Below are 20,496 nucleotides of genomic sequence, written 5' to 3'. Positions count from 1 at the left end.
AGCCGCCCGTGCCCGACTCCGCATCTCCTTCCCGGTCCGCCCTTGTCCGCGCCGTGCAGCGCGTCGAACAGATCGTCTTCCACCACAGGACGGTGCTGCTCGCCGCGCTGGTGCTCTTCACCGTGGTGATGGCCTGGTTCGCGGTGCAGCTGCGCATGGACGCGGGCTTCGAGAAACAGATGCCTGTCGGGCACGAGTACATCGAGACCTTCAAGGAGTACCGCAACGACGTGCTGGGCGCCAACCGCCTGAACATCGTGGTGAAGGCGCGGCACGGCAGCATCTGGACGCCCGCCGCGCTGCAGCGGGTGTACGAGGTCACCCAGGCGGTCGGCTACCTGCCCAATGTCGAGCGGCTGGGCGTGCGCTCGGTCTGGACGCCCAACAGCTTCGTCAACGAGATCACCGAGGAAGGCTTCCGGGCCGACCCGCTGATCGACAGCACCATCACGCCCGGACAGCTCACGCCCGAGTCCATCGCGGGCATCCGCCGTGCCGCCTCGCAGGGCGGATTCGTGGGTACGCTGGTCTCGCGCGACGAGACGAGCGCCATGGTCACCGCCGAGCTGCTGGAGGTGGGCGCCGACAACACGAAGCTGGACTACGTGGCCTACAACCACCTGCTGGAAGAGCGCATCCGCGCGAAGTTCGAGGACGCGGATTTCGAGATCCAGATCATCGGCTTCGCCAAGCAGATCGGCGACATCGCCGACGGCGCGCGCTCGGTGCTGAAGTTCTGCGCCATCGCCCTGGTGCTGACGGCGCTGGCGGTGTACTGGTACTGCCGGTCGGTGCGCTTCACGCTGCTGCCGATCGTGTGCTCGCTCACCTCGCTGGTGTGGCAGTTCGGCACGCTCAAGCTGCTCGGCTTCGGCCTGGATCCGCTCGGCGTGCTCGTGCCCTTCCTGGTGTTCGCCATCGGCGTATCGCATGGTGTGCAGCAGATCAACTTCATCGTGCGGCAGATATCGCACGGCCGCTCCAACTACGACGCCTGCCGCGACAGCTTCACCGGCCTGCTGATTCCGGGCACGCTGGCCCTGGTGACCGCCTTCGTCTCGTTCGTCACCCTGCTGCTCATCCCGATCCCGATGGTGCGCGAGCTGGCGATCACCGCCTCGCTGGGCGTGGCCTACAAGATCGTCACCAACCTGGTGATGCTGCCGGTGGCGGCTTCGTACTTCGACATCGGCAAGCGCTACGCCGACGCGGCGCTGGTGCAGCGCGAGCGGCGTTCAGGCTGGCTGCGGGTGCTCGCCCGCGTGGCCGAGCCGCGCAACGCCCTGCTGGTGCTGGCGGCCACAGCGGTGGTGTTCGCCGCCGCCGTCTGGCAGAGCCGCGACCGCGTGGTGGGCACGCTGCAGCCCGGCGCGCCGGAGTTGCGCGCGGACTCGCGCTTCAACCGCGACGCGGTCGCCATCTCCGGCAGCTACGACACCGGCCTGGACTGGCTGACCGTGGTCTTCGAGGCGCCACCCGACAGTTGCGGCAACGTCAATGTCGGGCTATACCAGGACCGCTTCACCTGGACCATGCAGCCGGTGGAGGGCGTGCTCTCCGTGTCTTCGTATGCGGGGCAGCTGCGGCTCTACAACGAGGGCTACAACGAAGGCAATCCGAAGATGGCGGTGATCCCGCTGGACCCCGGCAATTACGCGGCCCTGTCCACCGAGATCGCCCGCCTGCCCGGGATGATGCGCAAGGACTGCAGCATGACGGCGGTCCACCTGTTCCTGACCGACCACAAGGCGGCCACCATCCAGCGCGTGATCGACGCCGTGAAGCGCTTCCGCGAAGGCGACAGGCAGGACGGCATCGTCATCCGCCTCGCCTCAGGCAACGCCGGCGTGCTGGCGGCGATCGACGACGAGGTGGAAAAGAGCGAACTGCCGATGATGCTCTACGTGTATGCCGCCATCATCGTGCTGGTGTTCCTGGTCTACCGCGACCTGCGCGCCGTCGTGGCCTGCTGCCTGCCCCTGACCGTGGGCACCTTCATCGGCTACTGGTTCATGAAAGAGCTGGAGATCGGCCTGACCGTGGCCACGCTGCCGGTGATGGTGCTGGCGGTGGGCATCGGCGTGGACTACGCCTTCTACATCTACAACCGGCTGCTGATGCACCTGGCCCACGGCCAGAGCATCGTCAAGGCCGTGGAATCGGCCATCCTCGAGGTCGGCACGGCGACCATCTTCACGGCCATCACGCTGGCCATCGGCGTGGCGACCTGGTCGTTCTCGCAGCTGAAGTTCCAGGCCGACATGGGCAAGCTGCTGGCCTTCATGTTCATGGTGAACATGGTGATGGCCATGACGGCCCTGCCAGCGGTGGCCGTCTGGCTGGAACGCCTGTTTCCCCGCCGCAAGCCCGTGCTGGCCACCGGGCTGCAGCACGATTGACTCCTTTTCAGGACCCGCCCCATGCGCCCCAGCATCCCCCCCCTCCTGCTGTCCGCGGCCCTGTGCCTGCAGGGAACTGCCATTGCCCAGCCCGCGCCGGCCACGGGCTCCGCGACCATGCCGCACATCTCCGCGGCGCGGCAGGCTACCTACGCCGCCCAGGCCATGGTGCTGGCCAGCGCCCTGGCGGGCTCACGGCTGGTGGCGGTCGGCGACCACGGCGTGGTGCTGCTGTCCGACGATGGCGGCCGCACGCACCGCCAGGCCCGTTCGGTGCCCGTGGACGTGACGCTGACGTCCGTGGCCTTCGCGGACGCGCTCAACGGCTGGGCAGCGGGCCATGCCGGCGTGATCCTGCACACCGCCGACGGCGGCGAGACCTGGACACTGCAGCGCAAGGACCTGCAGGAAGACCGCCCGCTCTTCGCCGTGCACTTCTTCGACGCCGCCCACGGCGTGGCGGTCGGCCTGTGGTCGCTGGTGCTGACCACGGACGACGGTGGGGCGACGTGGCGGAAGGTGGACCTGGCCCCGCCCGAGGGCGCCCGCAAGGCCGACCTGAACCTGCTGGGCCTGTTCACGGATGCCCGTGGCCGGCTGTTCGCCGCCGCAGAGAAAGGCAATGTGCTGCGCTCGGACGACCAGGGCCGCAGCTGGACCTATCTTCCCACCGGATACCAGGGTTCGTTCTGGACCGGGGCGGCCACGCCGGACGGCACGCTGCTGGCGGCCGGCCTGCGCGGCTCCCTCTACCGCAGCGGCGACGACGGCCGCACCTGGCAGCGCGTGGAAACGCACAGCCAGTCCTCCATCACCGCGCTGCAAGCCCGCGGCAGCACCGTCGTGGGTGCTGGCCTGGACGGGTTGGTGCTGCGCAGCACCGACGGCGGCGCCACCTTCTCCACCGAAGTCCGGCCGGACCGGCTGGCCCTGACCAGCGTGGTGGCCGGTGCCGGCACTCCGGACCGGCCCGATGTGTTCTATTCGCGGCAGGGGCCGGTCGCGACGCCCGCCACCGCCCGCTGACGCCACGCAGGCAAAAGAAAACCCGCGGCGCCAGGCACGGCACCGCGGGCAGCCCATGGGCCGGGCAGGAGACAGCCTGCGGAATGTCAGGCGCCCGCAGCCCCTGCAGGAAAGCGCCCTTCCGAGGCCAGTTGCGCCAGCGGCAGGCGGCCGTTGGGCGACTCGCGCGACTGCAGGCCTTCGGGCAGCACGCCCTTGTCACCGCGCCGGCCTATCGCCACCACCGCCTGGACCGCATAGCCCCCGGGAATGGCCGCCGCCTCCCGCACGAGGGCGGCATCGAAGCCGGCCATGGCATGGGCCGACCAGCCCGATAGCGTCGCCTGCAGCGCAAGGTTGGCCCAGGCGGCACCCGCATCGAAGGCATGCCAGGCATTCGGCGCGGGCGCGGATTCGCCCGGGAACACGGCCTGCTCGGCCGAGACGATCACCACCAGGGCGGCCGCCCGCTGGGCCCATCCCTGGTTGAAAGGCTCCAGCGCCTGGAAGATGGGATCCCAGCTCGGGGTATCGCGCCGGGCATAGATGAACCGCCACGGCTGGGCGTTGTAGGCCGAAGGTGCCCAGCGGGCCGCCTCGAGCAAGGCCAGCAGGCCGGACTCGGGAATGGGCTCGCCGGTGAAGGCACGGGGCGACCACCGGTCGGTGAACACGCTGTGGATCGCATGGTCGGGCTGCCGGGACGAGAGCGACTGGGACATGGAAAACTCCTGGTTGCTTGAAAGAAAAGAGCGCTCGCGGGCCGCGTCAGATGCCGGCCATGTTGATGTACTTGAGGGTGAGGTAATCGTCCATGCCATGGCGCGAGCCCTCGCGCCCCAGGCCGGACTGCTTGATGCCGCCGAACGGAGCGACCTCGTTGGAGATCAGTCCCGTGTTCACGCCCACCATGCCGTACTCCAGGCGCTCGGCCACTCGCCATGCGCGGCCGATATCGCGGGCGTAGAAATAGCTCGCCAGTCCGAACTCGGTGTCGTTGGCCATCGCCACCACTTCGTCCTCGGTCTCGAAGCGGAACAGCGGCGCCAGCGGCCCGAAGGTTTCCTCGCGCGCCACGCGCATGCCCTGCGTCACGCCCGTGAGCACCGTCGGCTCGAAGAAGCTGCGGCCCAGCGCATGGCGCCGCCCGCCCAGGGCCACCTGCGCGCCGCCGGCGACGGCGTCCGCGATGTGCTCCTCCACCTTGCGCACCGCGGCCTCGTCGATCAGCGGGCCGATCCGCACGCCCTCTTCGGCGCCCGGGCCGACACGCAGCGCCCGCAGGGCCTCCACGAGCTTGCGAGCGAACGCGTCGTACACGCGCGCGTGCACGTAGAGCCGGTTGGCGCACACGCAGGTCTGGCCGGCATTGCGGAACTTCGAGACCAGGGCGCGCTCCACTGCGGCGTCCAGGTCGGCATCGTCGAACACGATGAAGGGCGCGTTCCCGCCCAGCTCCATCGACACCTTCTTCACCGTGGCCGCCGTCTGCTGCATCAGGTGCCGGCCCACCTCGGTGGAGCCGGTGAAGCTCAGCTTGCGCACCAGCGGATTCGTCGCCAGCTCGGTGCCGACCTCTCCGGCCGGTCCGGTCACCACCGACAGCACGCCCGGGGGCATCCCCGCGCGCTCGGCCAGCACCGCCAGGGCGAGCGCGGTGAGCGGTGTCTGGCTGGCGGGCTTCACGACGATGGTGCAGCCGGCCGCCAGGGCCGGCCCGGCCTTGCGGGTGATCATCGCGGCAGGAAAGTTCCACGGCGTGATGGCGGCGCACACGCCCACGGGCTCCCGGACCACCACGATGCGCTGCGAGGCCACGGGCGCGGGAACGGTCTCGCCATAGACACGCTTGGCCTCCTCGGCGAACCACTGGATGAAGGAAGCCGCGTAGCCGATCTCGCCGCGCGCCTCGGCCAGGGGCTTGCCCTGCTCCGCAGTCATGATGCGCGCCAGATCGTCCTGGTTCGCCAGGATCAGCGCATGCCAGCGCGCGAGCAGCGCGGCACGCTCGCCGGCGGTGCGCGCGCGCCACGCGGGCCATGCGCGGTGCGCCGCATCGATGGCCTCGCGGGTTTCCGCAGGGCCCATGCGGGGCACGTGGCCCACGGTGGCGCCGGTGGCAGGGTCGGCCACGGCCAGGGAGCGCTCGCTGGCGGTCCAGCGGCCGTCCACGAAGCAGCGGTCGCGCAGCAGGGAAGGATCTTGCAGGTTCAACATAGAGGAAGCCGTGCCATGCCGGCTCAGAGTTGGGTGACCATCTTGGTCACGAGAAAGCTGTCGAAGGACTCGGTGCCGCCCTCGCTGCCGAAGCCGCTGTCCTTCACGCCGCCGAAGGGCAGCTCGGGATGGGCCATGCCGGAATGGTTGATGTTGACCATGCCGGCCTCCAGTCCGCGCGCCACGCGCGTGGACACCGGCAGCGATTGCGTGAAGACGTACGACGCCAGCCCGAAGGGCAGCGCATTGGCCTGGCGCAACGCATCGTCCACGGTGTCGAAGCGTGCGAGTACCGCCAGGGGGCCGAAGGGCTCCTCCCGCAGGATGCGCGCGCCCGGGGGCACGTCCCGCAGCACGGTGGGGGCCAGGAAGTGGCCGCGCCCACGCACGCGCTGTCCGCCGGTGAACGCCTTCGCGCCCGCGCCGACGGCATCGTCCACCAGCCCCTGCACCGCCTGCAGCCGGCGCGCATGGATGAGCGGCCCCATCTGCACGCCCTCCTCCAGGCCGGGGCCCATCTTCACCGTGCCCAGCGCGTCCATGAAACGATCGGCGAACCGGTCGTAGATGCCGGATTGCACGAAAAAGCGCGAGGGCGACACGCACACCTGCCCGGCGTTGCGCACCTTCATGCGCGCCAGCGCGGCGGCGGCCTCGTCCACGTCGGCATCGTCGAACACCAGTACGGGGGCATGTCCGCCCAGCTCCATCGTGGTGCGCTTGAGGTGGGTTCCGGCCAGGGCGGCGATCTGCCGGCCCACGGGCACCGAACCGGTGAAAGACACGACCCGCACGCGCGGCGATTCGATCAACTGGCGGGAGATGTCCGCCGGTACGCCCCACACCAGGTTGAGCGCCCCGGCGGGCAGGCCGGCGTCGTGGAACAGCCGCGCCAGCGCGACGATGGCGCTCGGCGACTCCTCGGGCCCCTTGAGCACCACCGTGCAACCCGCGCCCAGCGCGGCGGCCAGCTTCTTCGCGGCCTGGCCGAAAGGAAAGTTCCAGGGGCTGAACGCAGCCACCACGCCGGCGGGTTCGCGCACCACCCACTGCCGCACCGACGGATGGCGCGGCGGTACCACGCGGCCGTAGATGCGCCGGCATTCCTCCGCGTGCCACTCCAGGTGCTCCGCGGCGTTGAGCACCTCGGCCACGGCCTCGGCCAGGGGCTTGCCGTTGTCCATGGTGATGCCGCGGCCGATGTCCTGGGCCCGCTCGCGCGCGAGGCCGGCGGCCTTGCGCAGCACGGCGGACCGCTCCATCGGCGAGCTGTCGCGCCAGTCGGGAAAGGCGCGGTACGCCGCCTCGATGGCTGCATCGACCTCGGCAGGGCCGGCCCAGGGCAGGTGCCCCAGCACCTCGAGCGTGGCCGGATCGTGCACGGGCTGCCCGGCACCTCCACCCTGGAAGCAGCCGCCGATGAACAGGGAAAGTTCGGGATACATCTCGGAATCTTTCACGCCGGCAGGGCCGGCTCTGCCAGGGGCTGGAGCACGGGCGGCAGCACGGCCTGGCAAAACGCCGCGAGCTGCGCGACCGCATCGCCCCGGCGGCCGGCGGCCGCCACGAAGCGGTCGGGTCGGATCAGCACCCAGTCCACGCCCCGGTCCTGGAACCAGAAATGCAGCGTGTTCTCCACGTCCTCGATGCGTCCTCCGCGGGCCGGCGTGCAGGCATCCGCCGCGGCGCCGCGCGAGCGCACCGCCACGTAGCGCCCGCAGCCCAGCCGTTCCAGTTGCTCCAGCAACTCTGCGGGCGCATCGGCCAGCGCGTCCTCGCACCAGCTCAGCACCGCGAAGCGCGGGCCGACCACGTCGTCCAGGCGCTGGTGGCGGCCGGGCGCGCACTCCACCACGGGCTGGATGAACATGCGGCCCACCACCTCGTCGCGCCGCGCGTCTCCGCTGTCCTGCACAATGCCCCGCGTGAAGCGCGGCATGGGCTTGAACTTCATCTGCAGCACGTAGTCGCGCACCCGCGGGATGTTGCGCACCGACAGGAAGAAGCGGTCGCGCAGCCAGGCCAGGGCCCGGTTGCGCTGCGACAGCATGGCCCCGAACAGGTCCGCGAGGTCGATCATCGCCCTGGCATGCGCATGGCGTTCGTCGTGGTAGCTCGAGAGCAGCTCGGGGCGCAGGCGCCCCTGCAGGATCCAGGCGAGCTTCCACGACAGGTTGAACGCATCGCGCAGCCCTGCGTTCAGCCCCTGGCCGATCCAGGGCGGGGTGATGTGCGCTGCATCGCCCGCCAGGCACACGCGCCCGACCACGAAAGATCCCGCCACGCGCGAGTTGTGGGTATAGACACGCGCCCGGATCACGTTCAGCGACTCCGGCCGCGCCACGTGCCGGCCCAGCAGTTCGCGCACCTTGGCCGGAGCCAGCATCTGCTCGCCGTCCTCGCCGGGAAACAGCATGAATTCCCAGCGGCGCAGGCCGTACGGCAGGCGCAGGCACACGTAGGGCCGCTCGGGGTCGCAGTGCAGCGCCGTGTAGGGCGCGTCCAGCGGATCCTGGTCGCACTCGATGACCACCCACTTCGCGGGATGGGTGCGCCCCTCGAAAGGCAGTTTCAGGATGCCCTCGCGCACGCGGCTGCGCCCGCCGTCGCATCCGACCAGGTACCCCGCGCGCACCCGGTGCTCCGCCCCCTGCGCGTCGCGCAGCACCGCAGTCACGCCATGCGCATCCTGCTGCAGGTCCAGCAGCTCCGTCTCCAGGCACAGGTGCACATGCGCAAATCGCTGCAGCCCTTCGCGCAGCACCGCCTCGCCCAGCGGCTGGGAAAACAGATTGCGCCGGAACCAGCCGAACTCGCGCGTGCTGGGCAGGATCTCCGCGAAGCAGCGGCGCGACGCGGTGTACATGCGCATGGGCACGTTCTGGATCATGTCGCGCAGCATGCGCTCTGCGAGGCCCGCCGCCTGGAAGGTGCGCAGCGCCTCGTCGTCGAGCCCGACCGCGCGCGGATAGTCGAGCACCTGCGGGCTGCGGTCCACGGCCAGCACGGACACGCCGTAGCCGCCCAGCAAGTTCGCGATCGTGGCCCCGACCGGCCCCGCGCCGACGACGAGGACCTGGACTTCAGTGGGAAATGTCATTGCCTTGCAGCCTTTCGTGGACACACGCCCCGGGCCGTTCAGGCCGGGCTGAGCAGCCGGCTGTCCTGGCTCACCAGCAGGTGGCGCACCGACTTGCGGAACTCGGTGAAGGCCGGGTCGGCGATCAGTTGGGCGCGGCGGCGCACGCGCTCCTCGTAGCTGTCGAAGACCCAGTGGTAGATGAGCTGGTTCAGGTCGCCGCTCTCCGGCGTGAGCACCGCCACCAGGCCGCCCAGCAGGCGGGTCTGCACTTCGCGGCCCGCTTCGTTGTACAGGCGCAGGTACTCGCGCGTGCCGCCGGGCACCAGCGTGTAGGTGCGGATTTCATGGATCATGAGGCTCTTTCTTTTCAGTGGATCAGGCGGCTTCGCGGACCGCCGCGCTCCGCAGGAATCCGGCCACCGCCTGCGCGAAAAGCGCCGACTGGTCGTCGTGGATGTAGTGCCCGGCATCCGGGATCTCGATGGCCTCGATGCGCGGGTTCAGCGCGCGCATGCGCTCGGCCATGGCCGGCTGCAGGTAGTCGGAGCGCCCGCCCCGCACCACCAGCGTGGGGCACGCGATCGCGCGCAGGCTGGCCTCCAGGTCCACCGCCCGCGTGGGATCGGGATGCAGCCGCGTCGCGGTGATGCCCGCATGGTCGTAGCGCCAGGTGAAGCCGCCCTGCGGCAGCGGCGAGAGCATGCTCTGCAGCCGCTGCAGGCGTGCCTCCTCGGTCACCGTGGGCCGCAGCGCACGCATGAAGTCCGCCGCCGCCTCCCAGTCCGGGAAGGACGCGGGCGTCATGGCCAGCTCCCTGCGGATGCGGGTCGCGCCCTCGCTGGCATCGAAGGCGCCCGGGCCGGCATCCTCGATCACCAGCCGCCGCACGCGCTCCCGGTGCCGGCCCGCATAGACGATGGCGTTCATCCCGCCCATCGAATGGCCCAGCAGGTCGAAGGCGTCCAGGCCCAGCGCATCCACGATGCCCTCCAGGTCGGCCACGTAGGTGTCCGTGTAGTAGTTGCCCGCCGGATCCCAGTCGGTCTGGCCGCGCCCCCGCTGGTCGAAGGCGATCACGCGGAAATCCGGCTGCAGCGCTGCGGCCAGGCCCGCGAAGGTCTCGGCATAGCCGCGGATGCCGTGCAGCATCACCACGGGCCGGGCCGCCGGGCTGCCCCACTCGGTGAGGTGGAACCGCAGCCCCTGGAGGGACATCACCTGTTCGCGCCGTTCCATGGCCCGCCCTCAGACCAGGCCGTCCCGGCCCTGGATTTCCGAGGCTTTCAGTCCGCCCAGGCGGGCATTGAGCCGGCCGCGGGTGGCGAAGGCCCAGATCAGCACCACCTCGTCGCGGTTGGGGCCGTCCGCGAACTGCGCAGTGACGGTGTCGTAGTGCGAGCGCACGTACAACGCATCCTTGTGCGCGAGCGGGATGTCGATCGAGGTGCCCGGGCCACCACGCTTGCCGGACGACGGCACCCAGGACTTTCCGCCCCCGATGGCGTCGCGGATGGGATTGGCCGCGGGGTTGGTCAGCAGCGCATTGCCGTGCTCGTACTCGCCGTCGATGCCCACCACGATCGCCTTGCCGTAGCTCTCGATCGCGCGGCCCGCGGCGGCTTCCTGGATGCGGCGGCCGAACTCGCGGCCCAGCTCCGGGGAAGGATCGATCCAGGACGACAGGTCCGGCTCGTAGCGGCCAGCGAACGGGTTGTGGAGGCACGCGGCGATGACGATCTTGCGCAGCGGTTCGCCGTCCGCGGGCGCACCGGTCTCGCCGGCCAGGGTGTCCTCGATCTGGAGATACCACTTGCGGATATGGAAGACGCTGAAATTGGCAGCCTTGGTCATGATGGTGTGGAAGGAATGGAGGGGAATGGAAGGGAGGACGGAATCCGGCGCGGGCCGCGTCAGTCGAACAGCGGCTCGAGCCGGAACGGCTCGCTGGGCGCGTGGTGGGCCTGCAGCACGCGCTTGCCCTCCTCGTCGTCGTGCACCATCTCCAGGAAGAATTCGAAGCGGTGCCCGTCCGGGTCGTTGAAATAGAGGCCGTAGCCCACCTTGTGGTCGGTGGTCTTCACCACCTCCACGCCGGCACGCAGCAACTGGCCGTAGAGCCGGCGCAGCTCGTCCATGTCGCCCTCGATCTCCAGGCCATAGTGCTGCAGCGCGCAGCCGCCCACCACCTGCCCGGGCTCGGGCTTGATCAGGGCGATGTCGTGGTGCTTGCGGCCGAAGCTCATGAACACCCAGCGCTCGCCCCGGGCGGTTTCCTGCATGCCCAGGATGCGCTCGTACCAGGCGGCCGAGGCGAACGGGTCGGTCACGAACAGCGACAGGTGGGTGCGTCGGATGCGGGGTCGCACCACCCCGGCCTGGGCGTCAGTCATGGTGGGGCTTCGCTCCGAGAGTGGACTTCGGGTGGGCCTTCACGGCGGCGGCGACAGGGGTCCACGCCACGGCCGTGATCTCGCTGAAATCGCGCCAGTCCTTGAACCAGCTCCGCCCCCCGTCCATGGAGCGGAAGAGATGGCCGTACTTGGTGCCCGCGAACACGAGGTCCGGATCGGCGGCATGCGTGCCCAGCGCCCAGAACGTCGAGTTGGGCACGGCATGCAGCAGCGACGGGGCCCAGGTCCGGCCGCGGTCCTGCGAGCGGTAGATTTGCGTGCGCGTGCCCGGCGTGCCGTCGCCGATGGCCGCCAGCAGCACCTCGCGGTCGCCTTCCAGCGGCGTGAGGATGCGCGTGTAGTACATGCCGTCGAATCGGTCGGCGGAACTCTCCGCGGCCCAGGGCCCGGCCGGCCCCTCGGTGCTCGTATAGACCGAATTGACCGTGGCGATGATGTGCGTTTTCGGCTGGCCGGCCGCGGCCGGCAGGATGCGAATGCAATGGATGTCGCTGTTGGCGATGCCGCTCTCCGCATCGTCCACGCGCCGCCAGGTGTCGCCGCGGTCGGTGCTGTGCCAGGCGCCGCCTTCTTCCACGCCGAACCAGACGGAGCCGTCGTCCGGGTCCACCGCGATCGCGAGGATGCGGGGGCGGTTCACGCCCGCGCAGAACTCCGGCAGCTCGATGGGCAGGCGCGTCCAGCTGGCGCCACCGTCCAGCGAGCGGAACATCACCGCCCGCGACGGCGCGCCCGTGCCCGCGTAGATGACGCGCGCATCGCGCGGATCGATCGCCAGCGCCCACACGTGCATGCCGTTGGCCGGCGACTCCAGGCGCCGGAAATGCGCGCCCGCATCCTCGCTCAGGCAGATGCCGGCGTCCGCGCCCGCGAAGATCCGCTGCGGATCGTGCGGATCCACCAGCAGGCTGCGCACCACGCCGTCGAATTCGATGGCCTCCTTCAGGCCGAGGCGGTGCCAGCTCGCGCCGTCGTCCGCGCTGCGCAGGATGCCCTGCCCGGCCGTCCCCACGAGAATCGTTCCCTGCATGATCGGGTCCTTCCTGGATGCGTTCAGATGAAGATGCCGCGGGTGATGCCGCCATCCACCGCGATGGATTCGCCGGTGATCGCGCCGGCGCGCTCGGAAGCGAGGAACAGCACCGCGTCGGCGATCTCTTGCGGCTGCAGCACGCGGCGGATCGGCGTGGCCTTGGCGTAGTTCGCCTCGACCTGCTCCGGCGTCAGGCCCTGCAGGCGCGCCTCCTTGGCGTAGAGCTCGTGGATGTGCGGCGTCTCCACCACCCCGGGGTGGATCACGTTCACCGTGATGCCCGAGGGGCCGAGCTGGTCCGACAGCGTCTTGGTGAGGTGGCAGATCGCCACATTGCGCATGCCCGAGAGCTGCTTGCTGCCGCGCCCCGTGAGCCCGCCGATATTGATGATCCGGCCGAAGCCGCCCTCCCTCATGTGCGCCGCAGCCGCCTTGGCGCAACGCATGTAGCCCACCACCTTGATGTTGATGTCCTCCAGCAGGCCATCGGGGTCGGCGTTCTCGATCTCGCTGCGCACCAGGCCGCCCGGGTGGGCCGCGCCGTTCACCAGGATGTCGATGCGCCCGAAATGCGCCGCCACCTTCGCCATCATCGCCTCCACCTGCGCGGTGCTGCCCACGTCCGCGGGCGCGGCGAGGATCTCCACGCCCGTCTTCTCGCCGATCTCGCGCGCCGCCTGCTCCAGTGCGCCCTGGCTGCGCGCCACGATCGCCACGCGCACGCCCTCTGCAGCCAGCGCTTCGGTCACCGCCCGGCCGATGCCGAGGCTGCCTCCGGTCACCACCGCGACCTTGCCCTTCAGTTTCAGATCCATTGCACACTCCTTTGGATGGATGGAAGGCCGCGGCACGCGCCCCGGCCGATGAACCCCGTCACAGCGCCATCTCGATCAGCGCCGGCCCCTTGCGCCCGAACGCGCGGCGCAGCTCGCCGGCCAGCGCCTGGGCCGTGGACACGCGTGCCGCCGGCACGCCGTACGACTGCGCCAGCCCCACCCAGTCGATGCGGGGGTGGTCCAGCGCCGTGAGCGCCTCGGCGCGCGCGCCCAGCACGCCGCCGTCGCGGCGCAGTTCGTTGCGCAGGATCGCGTACTGGTGGTTGGCCGCGATCAGCACCACCACATCCAGTTGCTCATGGGCCAGCGACCACAGCGCCTGGACCGTGTATTGCGTGCTGCCGTCCGACAGCAGTCCCACCACCGGACGGTCCGGACACGCGATGGCCGCGCCCAGCGCCACCGGCAGGCCCTGCCCGATCGCGCCGCCGGTGTTGGTGAGCGTGGTGTGCGGCCGCGCCGCCGCCGAGGCGGCGTAGAACGGATAGCCGCAGGTGCCGCCTTCCACCGACACGATGGCGCGCTCCGGCAGCTCGCGCGCCAGCACCGCCGCGATGCGCGCAGGCGTCAGCTCGCCCTCCGGCATCGCGGGCATCTCTGCCGCCGGAGCCTCGTAGGCCGGCGCTCCCAGCGCATCCGCCAGTTGCTCCAGCCGCTCGGCCACGGCATGGCCCGGCGCTGCGAGCACCAGCAGCCGCTCCGCCGGCACCAGCGCGCTCGGATGCCCCGCATATCCAAAGTACGTGATGGGCGGCAGCGCGCCGGCCAGCACCACCAGGTCCGCCGCATCCAGCACCGCGCGCGCCGGCTCGGGAAAATACGGCAGCCGGTCGAATGCCGGCAGGCCCTGGCCCCGCTCCGACCGGGCGGGAAAGGTCTCGGCATAGGCCGAAGCGCCCAACTGCCCGCACAGCCGCGCCGCGGCGCGCTGGGCGCGTGCGCCCAGGCCGCTGTGCTCGCCGCCGCCGCCCAGCAGGAAGACCACCCGGCCCACAGTACGCAGACGCTCCAGGGCCAGCGCAGGGTCGTAGCCGTCCGGCGCGCCCTCTTCGGCGGGGCGGGACGGCGCGGGGGATGGCGTGGATGCCGGCACGCCCGCGACGGCGTCCGGCAGCGCCGCGGCCTGGAAGTCCGCCGGAAAGATCAGGGTGGCGCCCTGCCCGCCCTGCGCCAGGCTCTCGCGCACCGCCTCCGCGCCGGCCTGCGCGCATTCCTGCACGCCGCCGATGCGGCGCACCCAGCCCGATACCGGCCGCGCCAGCGATTCGATGTCCGAGGTCAGCGGCGCGTCGTAGGGCAGGTGCCAGCTCGTGTGGTCGCCGATGACGTTGACGATGGGCGTATGCGCACGCCGCGCGTTGTGCAGGTTCGCGATCCCGTTGGCGAAGCCGGGCCCCAGGTGCAGCAGCGTCGCCGCGGGCCGGCCGAGCATGCGGCCGTAGCCGTCGGCAGCGCCGGTACATATGTTTTCCTGCAGGCCCACCACGCAGCGGATGCCGTCCAGGGGCTCCAGCGCACGCACGAGGTCGAGTTCGGTGGTGCCGGGGTTGGCGAAGCAGGTATCCACCCCTTCGGCGGCGAGCGCGGTCCATAGCGCGTGCGCGCCGGTCAGTCGGTTCATGGTCTTGGGTCCTTTGGAGAGAATCGGAAGGCGCGCGGTCCGGCTACTGCGCCTGGATGTGCTGCTCGCGCACCAGCCGCCCGACACGCTCCGCATCGGCCGCGATCCGGGCGTCGAGTTCCTGCGGCGACGATGCACCGGCCCGCAGCCCGCGGTCGGACGCCCAGGTCCGCAGCGCGGGGGCGGACAGCACCTTGTCCAGCGCCGCATGCATGCGCTCCAGCACCTGGGGCGGCGTGCCGGCACGAGCATGCAGCGAATACGAGGTGGACAGCAGCATGCCGGGGGCCCCTGCCTCGGCCATCGTGGGCACGTCGGGCGCCACCGGCGTGCGCGCATCCGCCCCCACCGCGAGCAGCTTCAGCGTACCCTTGCGCACATGCGGCAGCAGGGCCTCCACTCCGCCGGAAGTCGCATCCACCTGCCCGCCGAGCAGCGCCGGGATCACTTCGGCCAGCGCCTTGTAGGGCACGTGCAGGAACTGCGCGCCCGTGCCGGCCTGCAGCAGCTCCATGTTCAGGTGCATCACGCTGCCCACGCCGCCGGTGCCGAAGGGCACCTGCCCGGGTCGTGCCTTCGCATAGTCGATGAACGAGCGGAAGTCGCCGGCCGGCACCCGCGCGCTCACCACCAGGTAGAGATCCACGTCGGCGATGTTGCTGACCGGCACGAGGTCTTTCTTCGGATCGAACGGCAGCGGCTTGTAGAGCAGCGGGTTCACCGACAGCGTGAGCCGGTCCACCAGCAGGAAGGTGTGGCCGTCGGCCGGAGCCTTCGCCACCTCGCCCGTGCCGATGATGGCGTTGGCGCCCGGCTTGTTCTCCACGACGAAGGTCGCCTTCAGCTCGCGGGCCAGTCCTTCGGACACCAGCCGCGCCATCACGTCGGGGCCCGTCCCCGGGGGATAGGGCACCACGATGCGGATCGGCCGCGCGGGCCATTCGGCCGCGGGTTGCGCCTGCGCCACGCCAGGCGCCAGGCACACGGCCAGCCAGGCCGCAGAGACCGCCCAGGCCCGCTGCAAGAAATGCCTTCTCATCGCCCACCTCCACACCGAACGTTGACGCCAACGGCAAGAGGCTGCCGGTGGCCTGCATAAAAAACAGGCCATCCGAACCAGACTTTCACCACCGAATTTGACGCAAGTTTATCGTTTAGACAAAAACATGCAATATTTTCGACTCAGCACAATCCCTTGGAATGCGGAATTTCCGCAGTCTGCGAGCGGGTGCACAGGAGGGCTTCAGGGCATCAACATACGAAATACATACAATTCATCTGCGTTTCATACAAAGGAAGACCATGGGCATCGTCAAGATCTCCGACCGAATGCACGAAAACCTGCGCGTCGCCGCAAGCGCGCTGAGCCGTTCCATCAATGCCCAGGCGGAGCACTGGATGCGCATCGGCATGCTGAGCGAGCTGTATCCGGACCTCGACCACCGGCAGATCTGCCAATGGCTGGTCCGCACCGAACTCGCGGGGGGACTGGACGTCGCCACCGCCGTCGGTTCGGGCACATCCCCGGCGCCCATCTCCGTGGCGCAAGGCGCACGCTGATGGCGCGCACCATCTCACTCAAGTCGGCACAGGACCTGAACCAGGCGCGCGAGGCCGGCAGGCTCGCCGCGGAGGTGCTGGCCATGATCGGCCCGCATGTCGTACCGGGCGTGAGCACGGAGACGCTGGACCGCCTCTGCCACGAGCACATCGTCGGCGTGCAGGGCACGGTGCCGGCCAACGTCGGCTACCTGGGCTACCCGAAAACCATCCTCACTTCGGTGAATCACGTGGTCTGCCATGGCATCCCCTCGGCCAACACGGTCCTGCAGGACGGCGACATCGTCAACATCGACGTCGCCGTGCAGCACGGCGGCTGGTTCGGCGACACGAGCCGGATGTTCTACGTGGGCACTCCGGGTGCGCAGGCCCGGCGACTGGTCGAGGGCACCTACGAGGCCCTGTGTGCCGGCATCCGCCAGGTGCGGCCCGGCGCGACCCTGGGCGACATCGGCCATGCGATCGAAACGGTGGCCCGCCGGGAACGCTTCAGCGTCGTGCGCGAATACTGCGGCCACGGCATCGGCCGCGCCTACCACGAAGCCCCGGACGTGCTGCACTACGGCAACCGCGGCGAGGGCCTGCGGCTGGAACCCGGCATGGTCTTCACCATCGAACCCATGCTCAACGCCGGCCGCGCCGCAACCCGGCAGCTCGACGACGGCTGGACCGTCGTCACGCGGGACCGGTCGCTATCCGCCCAGTGGGAACACATGGTGGCCGTGACGCACGAGGGCTTCGAGGTGCTGACGCGCTGGCCCGACGGGACGGGCGGACATGCGGGGATCTGAGCTTGCGCCATGCATGGGCAAGCCCCTTGGGGGGCCAGTGCCGCAACGCCCAGCCCGGACCATCAGGCCCATTGCGCGGCCAGAATGGCAGCAGCGATGAGCAATGAAGACGCGAGGGCGATCCATGCGACGGCAGATTTGAACCCCTCGTTGTCAGCGCAAGGCCGGCAGTACAGATAGGTACCGCCTTTGCCATGGCTGACCGGGCGCAATGTCCGGCTCTTGTTACCGCAGGCATAGCACCGTTCCGACGCATTGCGGCGCCCTCCCCGGAGGTCGCGCCACACGTGCCATGCAAGGACAATGGCTGGAAGGCTCAGCAGGACCACGAGGGCGACGAGGGCGATCAGGGAAGAATGCACGGGCTGATTGTCGCGGGCACGGGCGCCAGCCACCAGCACCACACCAACCCCATCTCCATCCGTCGGCCTCGCCCACCACGCCGTTACGCGCCGCACAGGCCTCCACTGCCCCGCATGACCACCATGACACAAATGCCTCTTCCTCCACAGGACTCCGCCGCCTCTTCCGCTTCCACCACCCGCAGCGAGGATTTCGAGGCCGGCCTGCGCAACCGCCGCCGCATCCTGGGCGACGCCTGGGTTGACCGCTCGCTGGAAAACCGCACGCCGTTCAATGCCGAATTCCAGGAGCTCATCACCCGCCACGCCTGGCAGGACATCTGGGGACGGCCGGCGCTGGGCGACCGCACGAGGCGCTTCATGGTGCTGTCGATGATGCTGGGCATCCATGCCTACGAAGAGTTCGCGCTGCACGTGCGCGCCGCGCTCGACGGCCCGCCCGAGTCGCGCCTCACGCCCGACGAGATCAAGGAGGTGATCCTCATGGCCGCCATCTACTGCGGCGTGCCGGTCGCCAACCATGCCTTCGGGATCGCGACCGGCATCCTGCGCGAGAAGGGGCTGCTGCCGCCACCGGGGCCGGTGCCGCAAGGCTGAGCGCCCCTTTTCGCTCGCTTCAGGCCCCGCCGGCGCACCTGCCCCCGGTCCGGCTCACACCTCGGCCAGGCATTCCAGGAATGCCGCCATCAGGGCGGATTCCACGTGCTGCTGCGACAGCAGGATGTACCGCGGGAACGGCACCTGCGGCCGGAACGCAATCGCCTTGATGCCGGGGATGTTCAGATGCCGCACCACCAGCGGATTCACGACGCTGACGCCCAGGCCGATCGCGACCATGCGGCAGATGGTCGCGGCATACGGCGTGTCGAGCGTCAGCCTGCGCCGGTCGGGCTCGAATGCCCCGTCGATCGCCGCGCGCGTGCCATCGCCGGGGGACAGGGACACGAACGGCTCGTCGTCCAGGTCCCCGGCCACGATCCGGCGCTTGCGGGCGAGCCGGTGCCCGAGCGGAACGATGCACACGCCTTCATCCGTGGCCCAGTGCCGGGCCTGGACGCCCGGCGTGTCCGCCAGGTAGGACGCCAGACCGATGTCGCAGTAACGGGTCGCCGTCCACTTCGCCACGGCCGGTGAATCGCTGGTCTGGATGGACACCGGCGCCTCCGGATAGCGCTGCCGGAAGGCCCGGATCACCTGGGGCATCACGCTCATGGCGATGGATGGCGACGCGGCCACGCGCAGGGTACCCGTGCCCAGCCGGCGGATCAGGCGCACCGACTCCTCCAGCGTATCCAGCCCGATGAACGACCGCTGCACCTCCTGGTAGAAGGCCTCGGCCTCCGGCGTGGGGCTCAGCCCCCCGGCCTTGCGTTCGAACAGCTTCATGCCCGTCTCGGCCTCGAGCTGGGTGATGAAGCGGCTGATGTTGGGCTGCGAGGTATGCAGTTCGCTGGCGGCCAGCGTCATGGAGCGGGTCAGCATCACCACGCGGAACGCCTCGATCTGCTTGAACTTCATGGATAGGTGGCTTTCGTGTTTGGTGGATAGCGCATAACAAAACCGTATGGACTTGACGGAACCTCGTATTTGACCGCATGTTACGAGGTTTCGATACTGGCCCCATCGTCACAGCGCATGGATGCGCATCGAGAAGGCCCATGGAATCGAAAGTCAGCCGCCGCCTGCAGCAGGCCACCGCCCAGGAGGTTTGCGAGCACATCTACCTGCCACGCCTGGAACGCGAGTTCGCCAGCGGCTTCGCCTGCCTCTCCGACATCAACCAGGCACACCTGGTGATGCTCCACAAGGCGGGTCTGGTTCCCGGGGACATCGCCGCACGTCTGGCCGAAGCGCTGCTGCGGATGGAAGAGGAAGGCCCCGGCGCCGTGGCGCTCGACCCGCAGCGCGAGGATGCCTACTTCAATTACGAGGCCCACCTGATGACCCTGGCCGGCGCAGACACCGGCGGGCGGCTGCACGTGGCGCGCAGCCGCAACGACATCCTGGCGACCTCCGACCGGATGCGTGCGCGGGACGCCGGGCTGCGGGTACTGGAAGGGCTGAATGCAGTCCGCGAGGTGGCCATCGAACGCGCCTCGGAGCATGCCGGCGTGGTCATGCCGGGCTACACCCACCTGCAGTCGGCGCAACCCATCACGTATGGCCACTACCTGGCCGCCCTGGCGGATGCGCTGGCCCGCGATGCCCGGCGCATCGAGGTCGCCATCGAAGGCTTCGACGCCTGTCCGCTGGGCGCCGGCGCCATCGCGGGCACGGCGTTCCCGATCCAGCGGCAGGAAACGGCCCGGCTGCTGGGCTTCTCGGGATGCGTCGGCAACTCCCTGGATGCAGTCGCGTCCCGCGATTTCGCCTGGGAGCTGATGTCGTCGATGGCCATCGCCGCTGTGACATGGGGACGCATCGCCCAGGATTTCTACGTGTGGGCCACACCGGAATTCGGCCTGATCGAGTTCCCGGACAGCGTCGCGGGCACCTCCAGCATCATGCCGCAGAAGAAGAATCCGGTGGTGATCGAATACCTCAAGGGCAAGACCGGCCATCTCATCGGCCTGCTCAATGCCGCGATGGCGACGGTCAAGGGCACGCACTTCACGCACAGCGGAGACGGTAACCGCGAAAGCATGCGCAGCCTCTGGGAGAGCGCGGAGGAATGCGCGCGCTGCCTCGCGCTGTTCAGGCTCGTGGTGGACTCCGCCCGGCCCCTGCATGAGGCAATGCTGCGCAAGGCCCGGGCCGATTTCTCCACGGCGACGGACCTCGCGGACGCACTGGTGCGCGAAGCAGGCCTGTCGTTCCGGCAGGCACACCACGTGGTCGGCGCGGTGGTGCGCGAGGCGCTCGATGCCGGGCTTCCGGCGGACGCGATCACGGCGGACATGGTGAACACCACCGCCACCGCGCAGACCGGACGCACCATCGAGCTGGACAGCGCAGCCGTACAGCGGTGCCTGGACCCCGTGGCCAGCGTCACGGACCGATGCGTCGAAGGCGGCCCTGCGCCATCGCTGGTCCGGCTGCGCGCCGCCGGGCAACTCCAGGCCCTCCGGCAATCCACGGCACGGGCCGCCGCCCGGCGGGACGCCCTGGCCCGCGCCCGCGCGGCGCTCAAGGCCGAGATCGCCGCCCTAGCGGCCCGTTGAGAGTCCGCCCCCCTCTTC

General features: G+C 69.9%; 20 protein-coding genes. 6 read left to right on the top strand and 14 right to left on the bottom strand.

Annotated elements, in window-relative coordinates:
* Positions 1-8 precede the first annotated feature (8 nt).
* Together ACAV_RS08480 and ACAV_RS08475 are read left to right on the top strand one after the other, a co-directional pair.
* Positions 9-2,399, top strand: a complete 2,391-nt coding sequence (locus ACAV_RS08480) for an efflux RND transporter permease subunit (RefSeq protein ID WP_041828657.1) — start codon at positions 9-11, stop codon at positions 2,397-2,399.
* Between the two features lie 21 nt (positions 2,400-2,420).
* On the top strand, positions 2,421-3,425 hold the full coding sequence (locus ACAV_RS08475; protein ID WP_013594153.1) for a WD40/YVTN/BNR-like repeat-containing protein: 1,005 nt from the start codon (positions 2,421-2,423) through the stop codon (positions 3,423-3,425).
* A gap of 86 nt (positions 3,426-3,511) precedes the next feature.
* Here the strand turns inward: ACAV_RS08475 and ACAV_RS08470 are convergent, their stop codons facing one another.
* The 12 genes from ACAV_RS08470 to ACAV_RS08415 are packed head-to-tail and all read right to left on the bottom strand — an operon-like array spanning position 3,512 to position 15,643.
* The gene (locus tag ACAV_RS08470) at positions 3,512-4,126 is read right to left on the bottom strand and encodes a nitroreductase family protein (protein WP_013594152.1); all 615 of its coding nucleotides are present in this window, start codon (positions 4,124-4,126) and stop codon (positions 3,512-3,514) included.
* 46 nt (positions 4,127-4,172) lie between these two features.
* Entirely contained in the window at positions 4,173-5,621 is a 1,449-nt protein-coding gene (locus ACAV_RS08465) for an NAD-dependent succinate-semialdehyde dehydrogenase (RefSeq protein ID WP_013594151.1), read from the bottom strand.
* A 23-nt stretch (positions 5,622-5,644) separates the two neighbouring features.
* Positions 5,645-7,066 (bottom strand): NAD-dependent succinate-semialdehyde dehydrogenase, encoded by a 1,422-nt coding sequence (locus tag ACAV_RS08460; protein WP_013594150.1) that lies wholly within the window; start codon positions 7,064-7,066, stop codon positions 5,645-5,647.
* A gap of 11 nt (positions 7,067-7,077) precedes the next feature.
* A complete protein-coding gene (locus tag ACAV_RS08455; RefSeq protein WP_013594149.1) occupies positions 7,078-8,721 on the bottom strand; it encodes a bifunctional 3-(3-hydroxy-phenyl)propionate/3-hydroxycinnamic acid hydroxylase in 1,644 nt (547 codons plus the stop codon).
* A 38-nt stretch (positions 8,722-8,759) separates the two neighbouring features.
* Positions 8,760-9,056 (bottom strand): NIPSNAP family protein, encoded by a 297-nt coding sequence (locus ACAV_RS08450; RefSeq protein WP_013594148.1) that lies wholly within the window; start codon positions 9,054-9,056, stop codon positions 8,760-8,762.
* Positions 9,057-9,078: 22 nt separating this feature from the next.
* Positions 9,079-9,939 (bottom strand): alpha/beta fold hydrolase, encoded by an 861-nt coding sequence (locus tag ACAV_RS08445; RefSeq protein ID WP_013594147.1) that lies wholly within the window; start codon positions 9,937-9,939, stop codon positions 9,079-9,081.
* A gap of 9 nt (positions 9,940-9,948) precedes the next feature.
* Complete coding sequence (locus ACAV_RS08440; protein ID WP_013594146.1) at positions 9,949-10,554, bottom strand: amino acid synthesis family protein; 606 nt, start codon at positions 10,552-10,554, stop codon at positions 9,949-9,951.
* 59 nt (positions 10,555-10,613) lie between these two features.
* Complete coding sequence (locus ACAV_RS08435) at positions 10,614-11,093, bottom strand: VOC family protein (RefSeq protein ID WP_013594145.1); 480 nt, start codon at positions 11,091-11,093, stop codon at positions 10,614-10,616.
* Positions 11,086-12,144, bottom strand: coding sequence for a WD40/YVTN/BNR-like repeat-containing protein (locus ACAV_RS08430; RefSeq protein ID WP_013594144.1), 1,059 nt, complete (start codon positions 12,142-12,144; stop codon positions 11,086-11,088). The genes ACAV_RS08435 and ACAV_RS08430 overlap by 8 nt, the downstream gene beginning before the upstream one ends.
* A gap of 23 nt (positions 12,145-12,167) precedes the next feature.
* Entirely contained in the window at positions 12,168-12,962 is a 795-nt protein-coding gene (locus ACAV_RS08425; RefSeq protein WP_013594143.1) for an SDR family NAD(P)-dependent oxidoreductase, read from the bottom strand.
* Positions 12,963-13,020: 58 nt separating this feature from the next.
* On the bottom strand, positions 13,021-14,604 hold the full coding sequence (locus tag ACAV_RS08420; protein WP_013594142.1) for an acetolactate synthase large subunit: 1,584 nt from the start codon (positions 14,602-14,604) through the stop codon (positions 13,021-13,023).
* Between the two features lie 43 nt (positions 14,605-14,647).
* Positions 14,648-15,643, bottom strand: a complete 996-nt coding sequence (locus ACAV_RS08415; RefSeq protein WP_013594141.1) for a Bug family tripartite tricarboxylate transporter substrate binding protein — start codon at positions 15,641-15,643, stop codon at positions 14,648-14,650.
* Between the two features lie 263 nt (positions 15,644-15,906).
* Here ACAV_RS08415 and ACAV_RS08410 point away from each other — a divergent pair, with 263 nt between their 5' ends.
* Positions 15,907-16,164 carry a ParD-like family protein gene (locus tag ACAV_RS08410; protein WP_013594140.1) on the top strand — a complete coding sequence of 86 codons (258 nt, stop codon included), beginning with the start codon at positions 15,907-15,909 and terminating at the stop codon, positions 16,162-16,164.
* Positions 16,164-16,955: a type I methionyl aminopeptidase gene (gene map, locus ACAV_RS08405; RefSeq protein WP_013594139.1), complete on the top strand. Its 792-nt coding sequence runs from the start codon at positions 16,164-16,166 to the stop codon at positions 16,953-16,955. Before ACAV_RS08410 ends, map begins: the two co-directional genes overlap by 1 nt.
* Before the next feature lie 62 nt (positions 16,956-17,017).
* On the opposite strand, the gene ACAV_RS24530 is transcribed toward map, so the two are convergent.
* On the bottom strand, positions 17,018-17,317 hold the full coding sequence (locus ACAV_RS24530; RefSeq protein ID WP_128098538.1) for a hypothetical protein: 300 nt from the start codon (positions 17,315-17,317) through the stop codon (positions 17,018-17,020).
* Positions 17,318-17,449: 132 nt separating this feature from the next.
* On the opposite strand from ACAV_RS24530, the gene ACAV_RS08400 reads away from it, so the two are divergent.
* Entirely contained in the window at positions 17,450-17,914 is a 465-nt protein-coding gene (locus tag ACAV_RS08400) for a carboxymuconolactone decarboxylase family protein (protein ID WP_049791071.1), read from the top strand.
* 54 nt (positions 17,915-17,968) lie between these two features.
* Here the strand turns inward: ACAV_RS08400 and ACAV_RS08395 are convergent, their stop codons facing one another.
* A complete protein-coding gene (locus ACAV_RS08395; protein ID WP_013594137.1) occupies positions 17,969-18,835 on the bottom strand; it encodes a LysR family transcriptional regulator in 867 nt (288 codons plus the stop codon).
* Between the two features lie 140 nt (positions 18,836-18,975).
* Between ACAV_RS08395 and argH the strand changes: the two genes are divergently transcribed.
* Positions 18,976-20,478 (top strand): argininosuccinate lyase, encoded by a 1,503-nt coding sequence (gene argH, locus ACAV_RS08390; RefSeq protein WP_013594136.1) that lies wholly within the window; start codon positions 18,976-18,978, stop codon positions 20,476-20,478.
* Positions 20,479-20,496 lie beyond the last annotated feature (18 nt).

Source organism: Paracidovorax avenae ATCC 19860 (genome assembly GCF_000176855.2).
GTDB lineage: Bacteria > Pseudomonadota > Gammaproteobacteria > Burkholderiales > Burkholderiaceae_C > Paracidovorax > Paracidovorax avenae.
The sequence above is the reverse complement of the archived record's forward strand: the minus strand, read 5'-3'. Positions and strand labels throughout refer to the sequence as shown.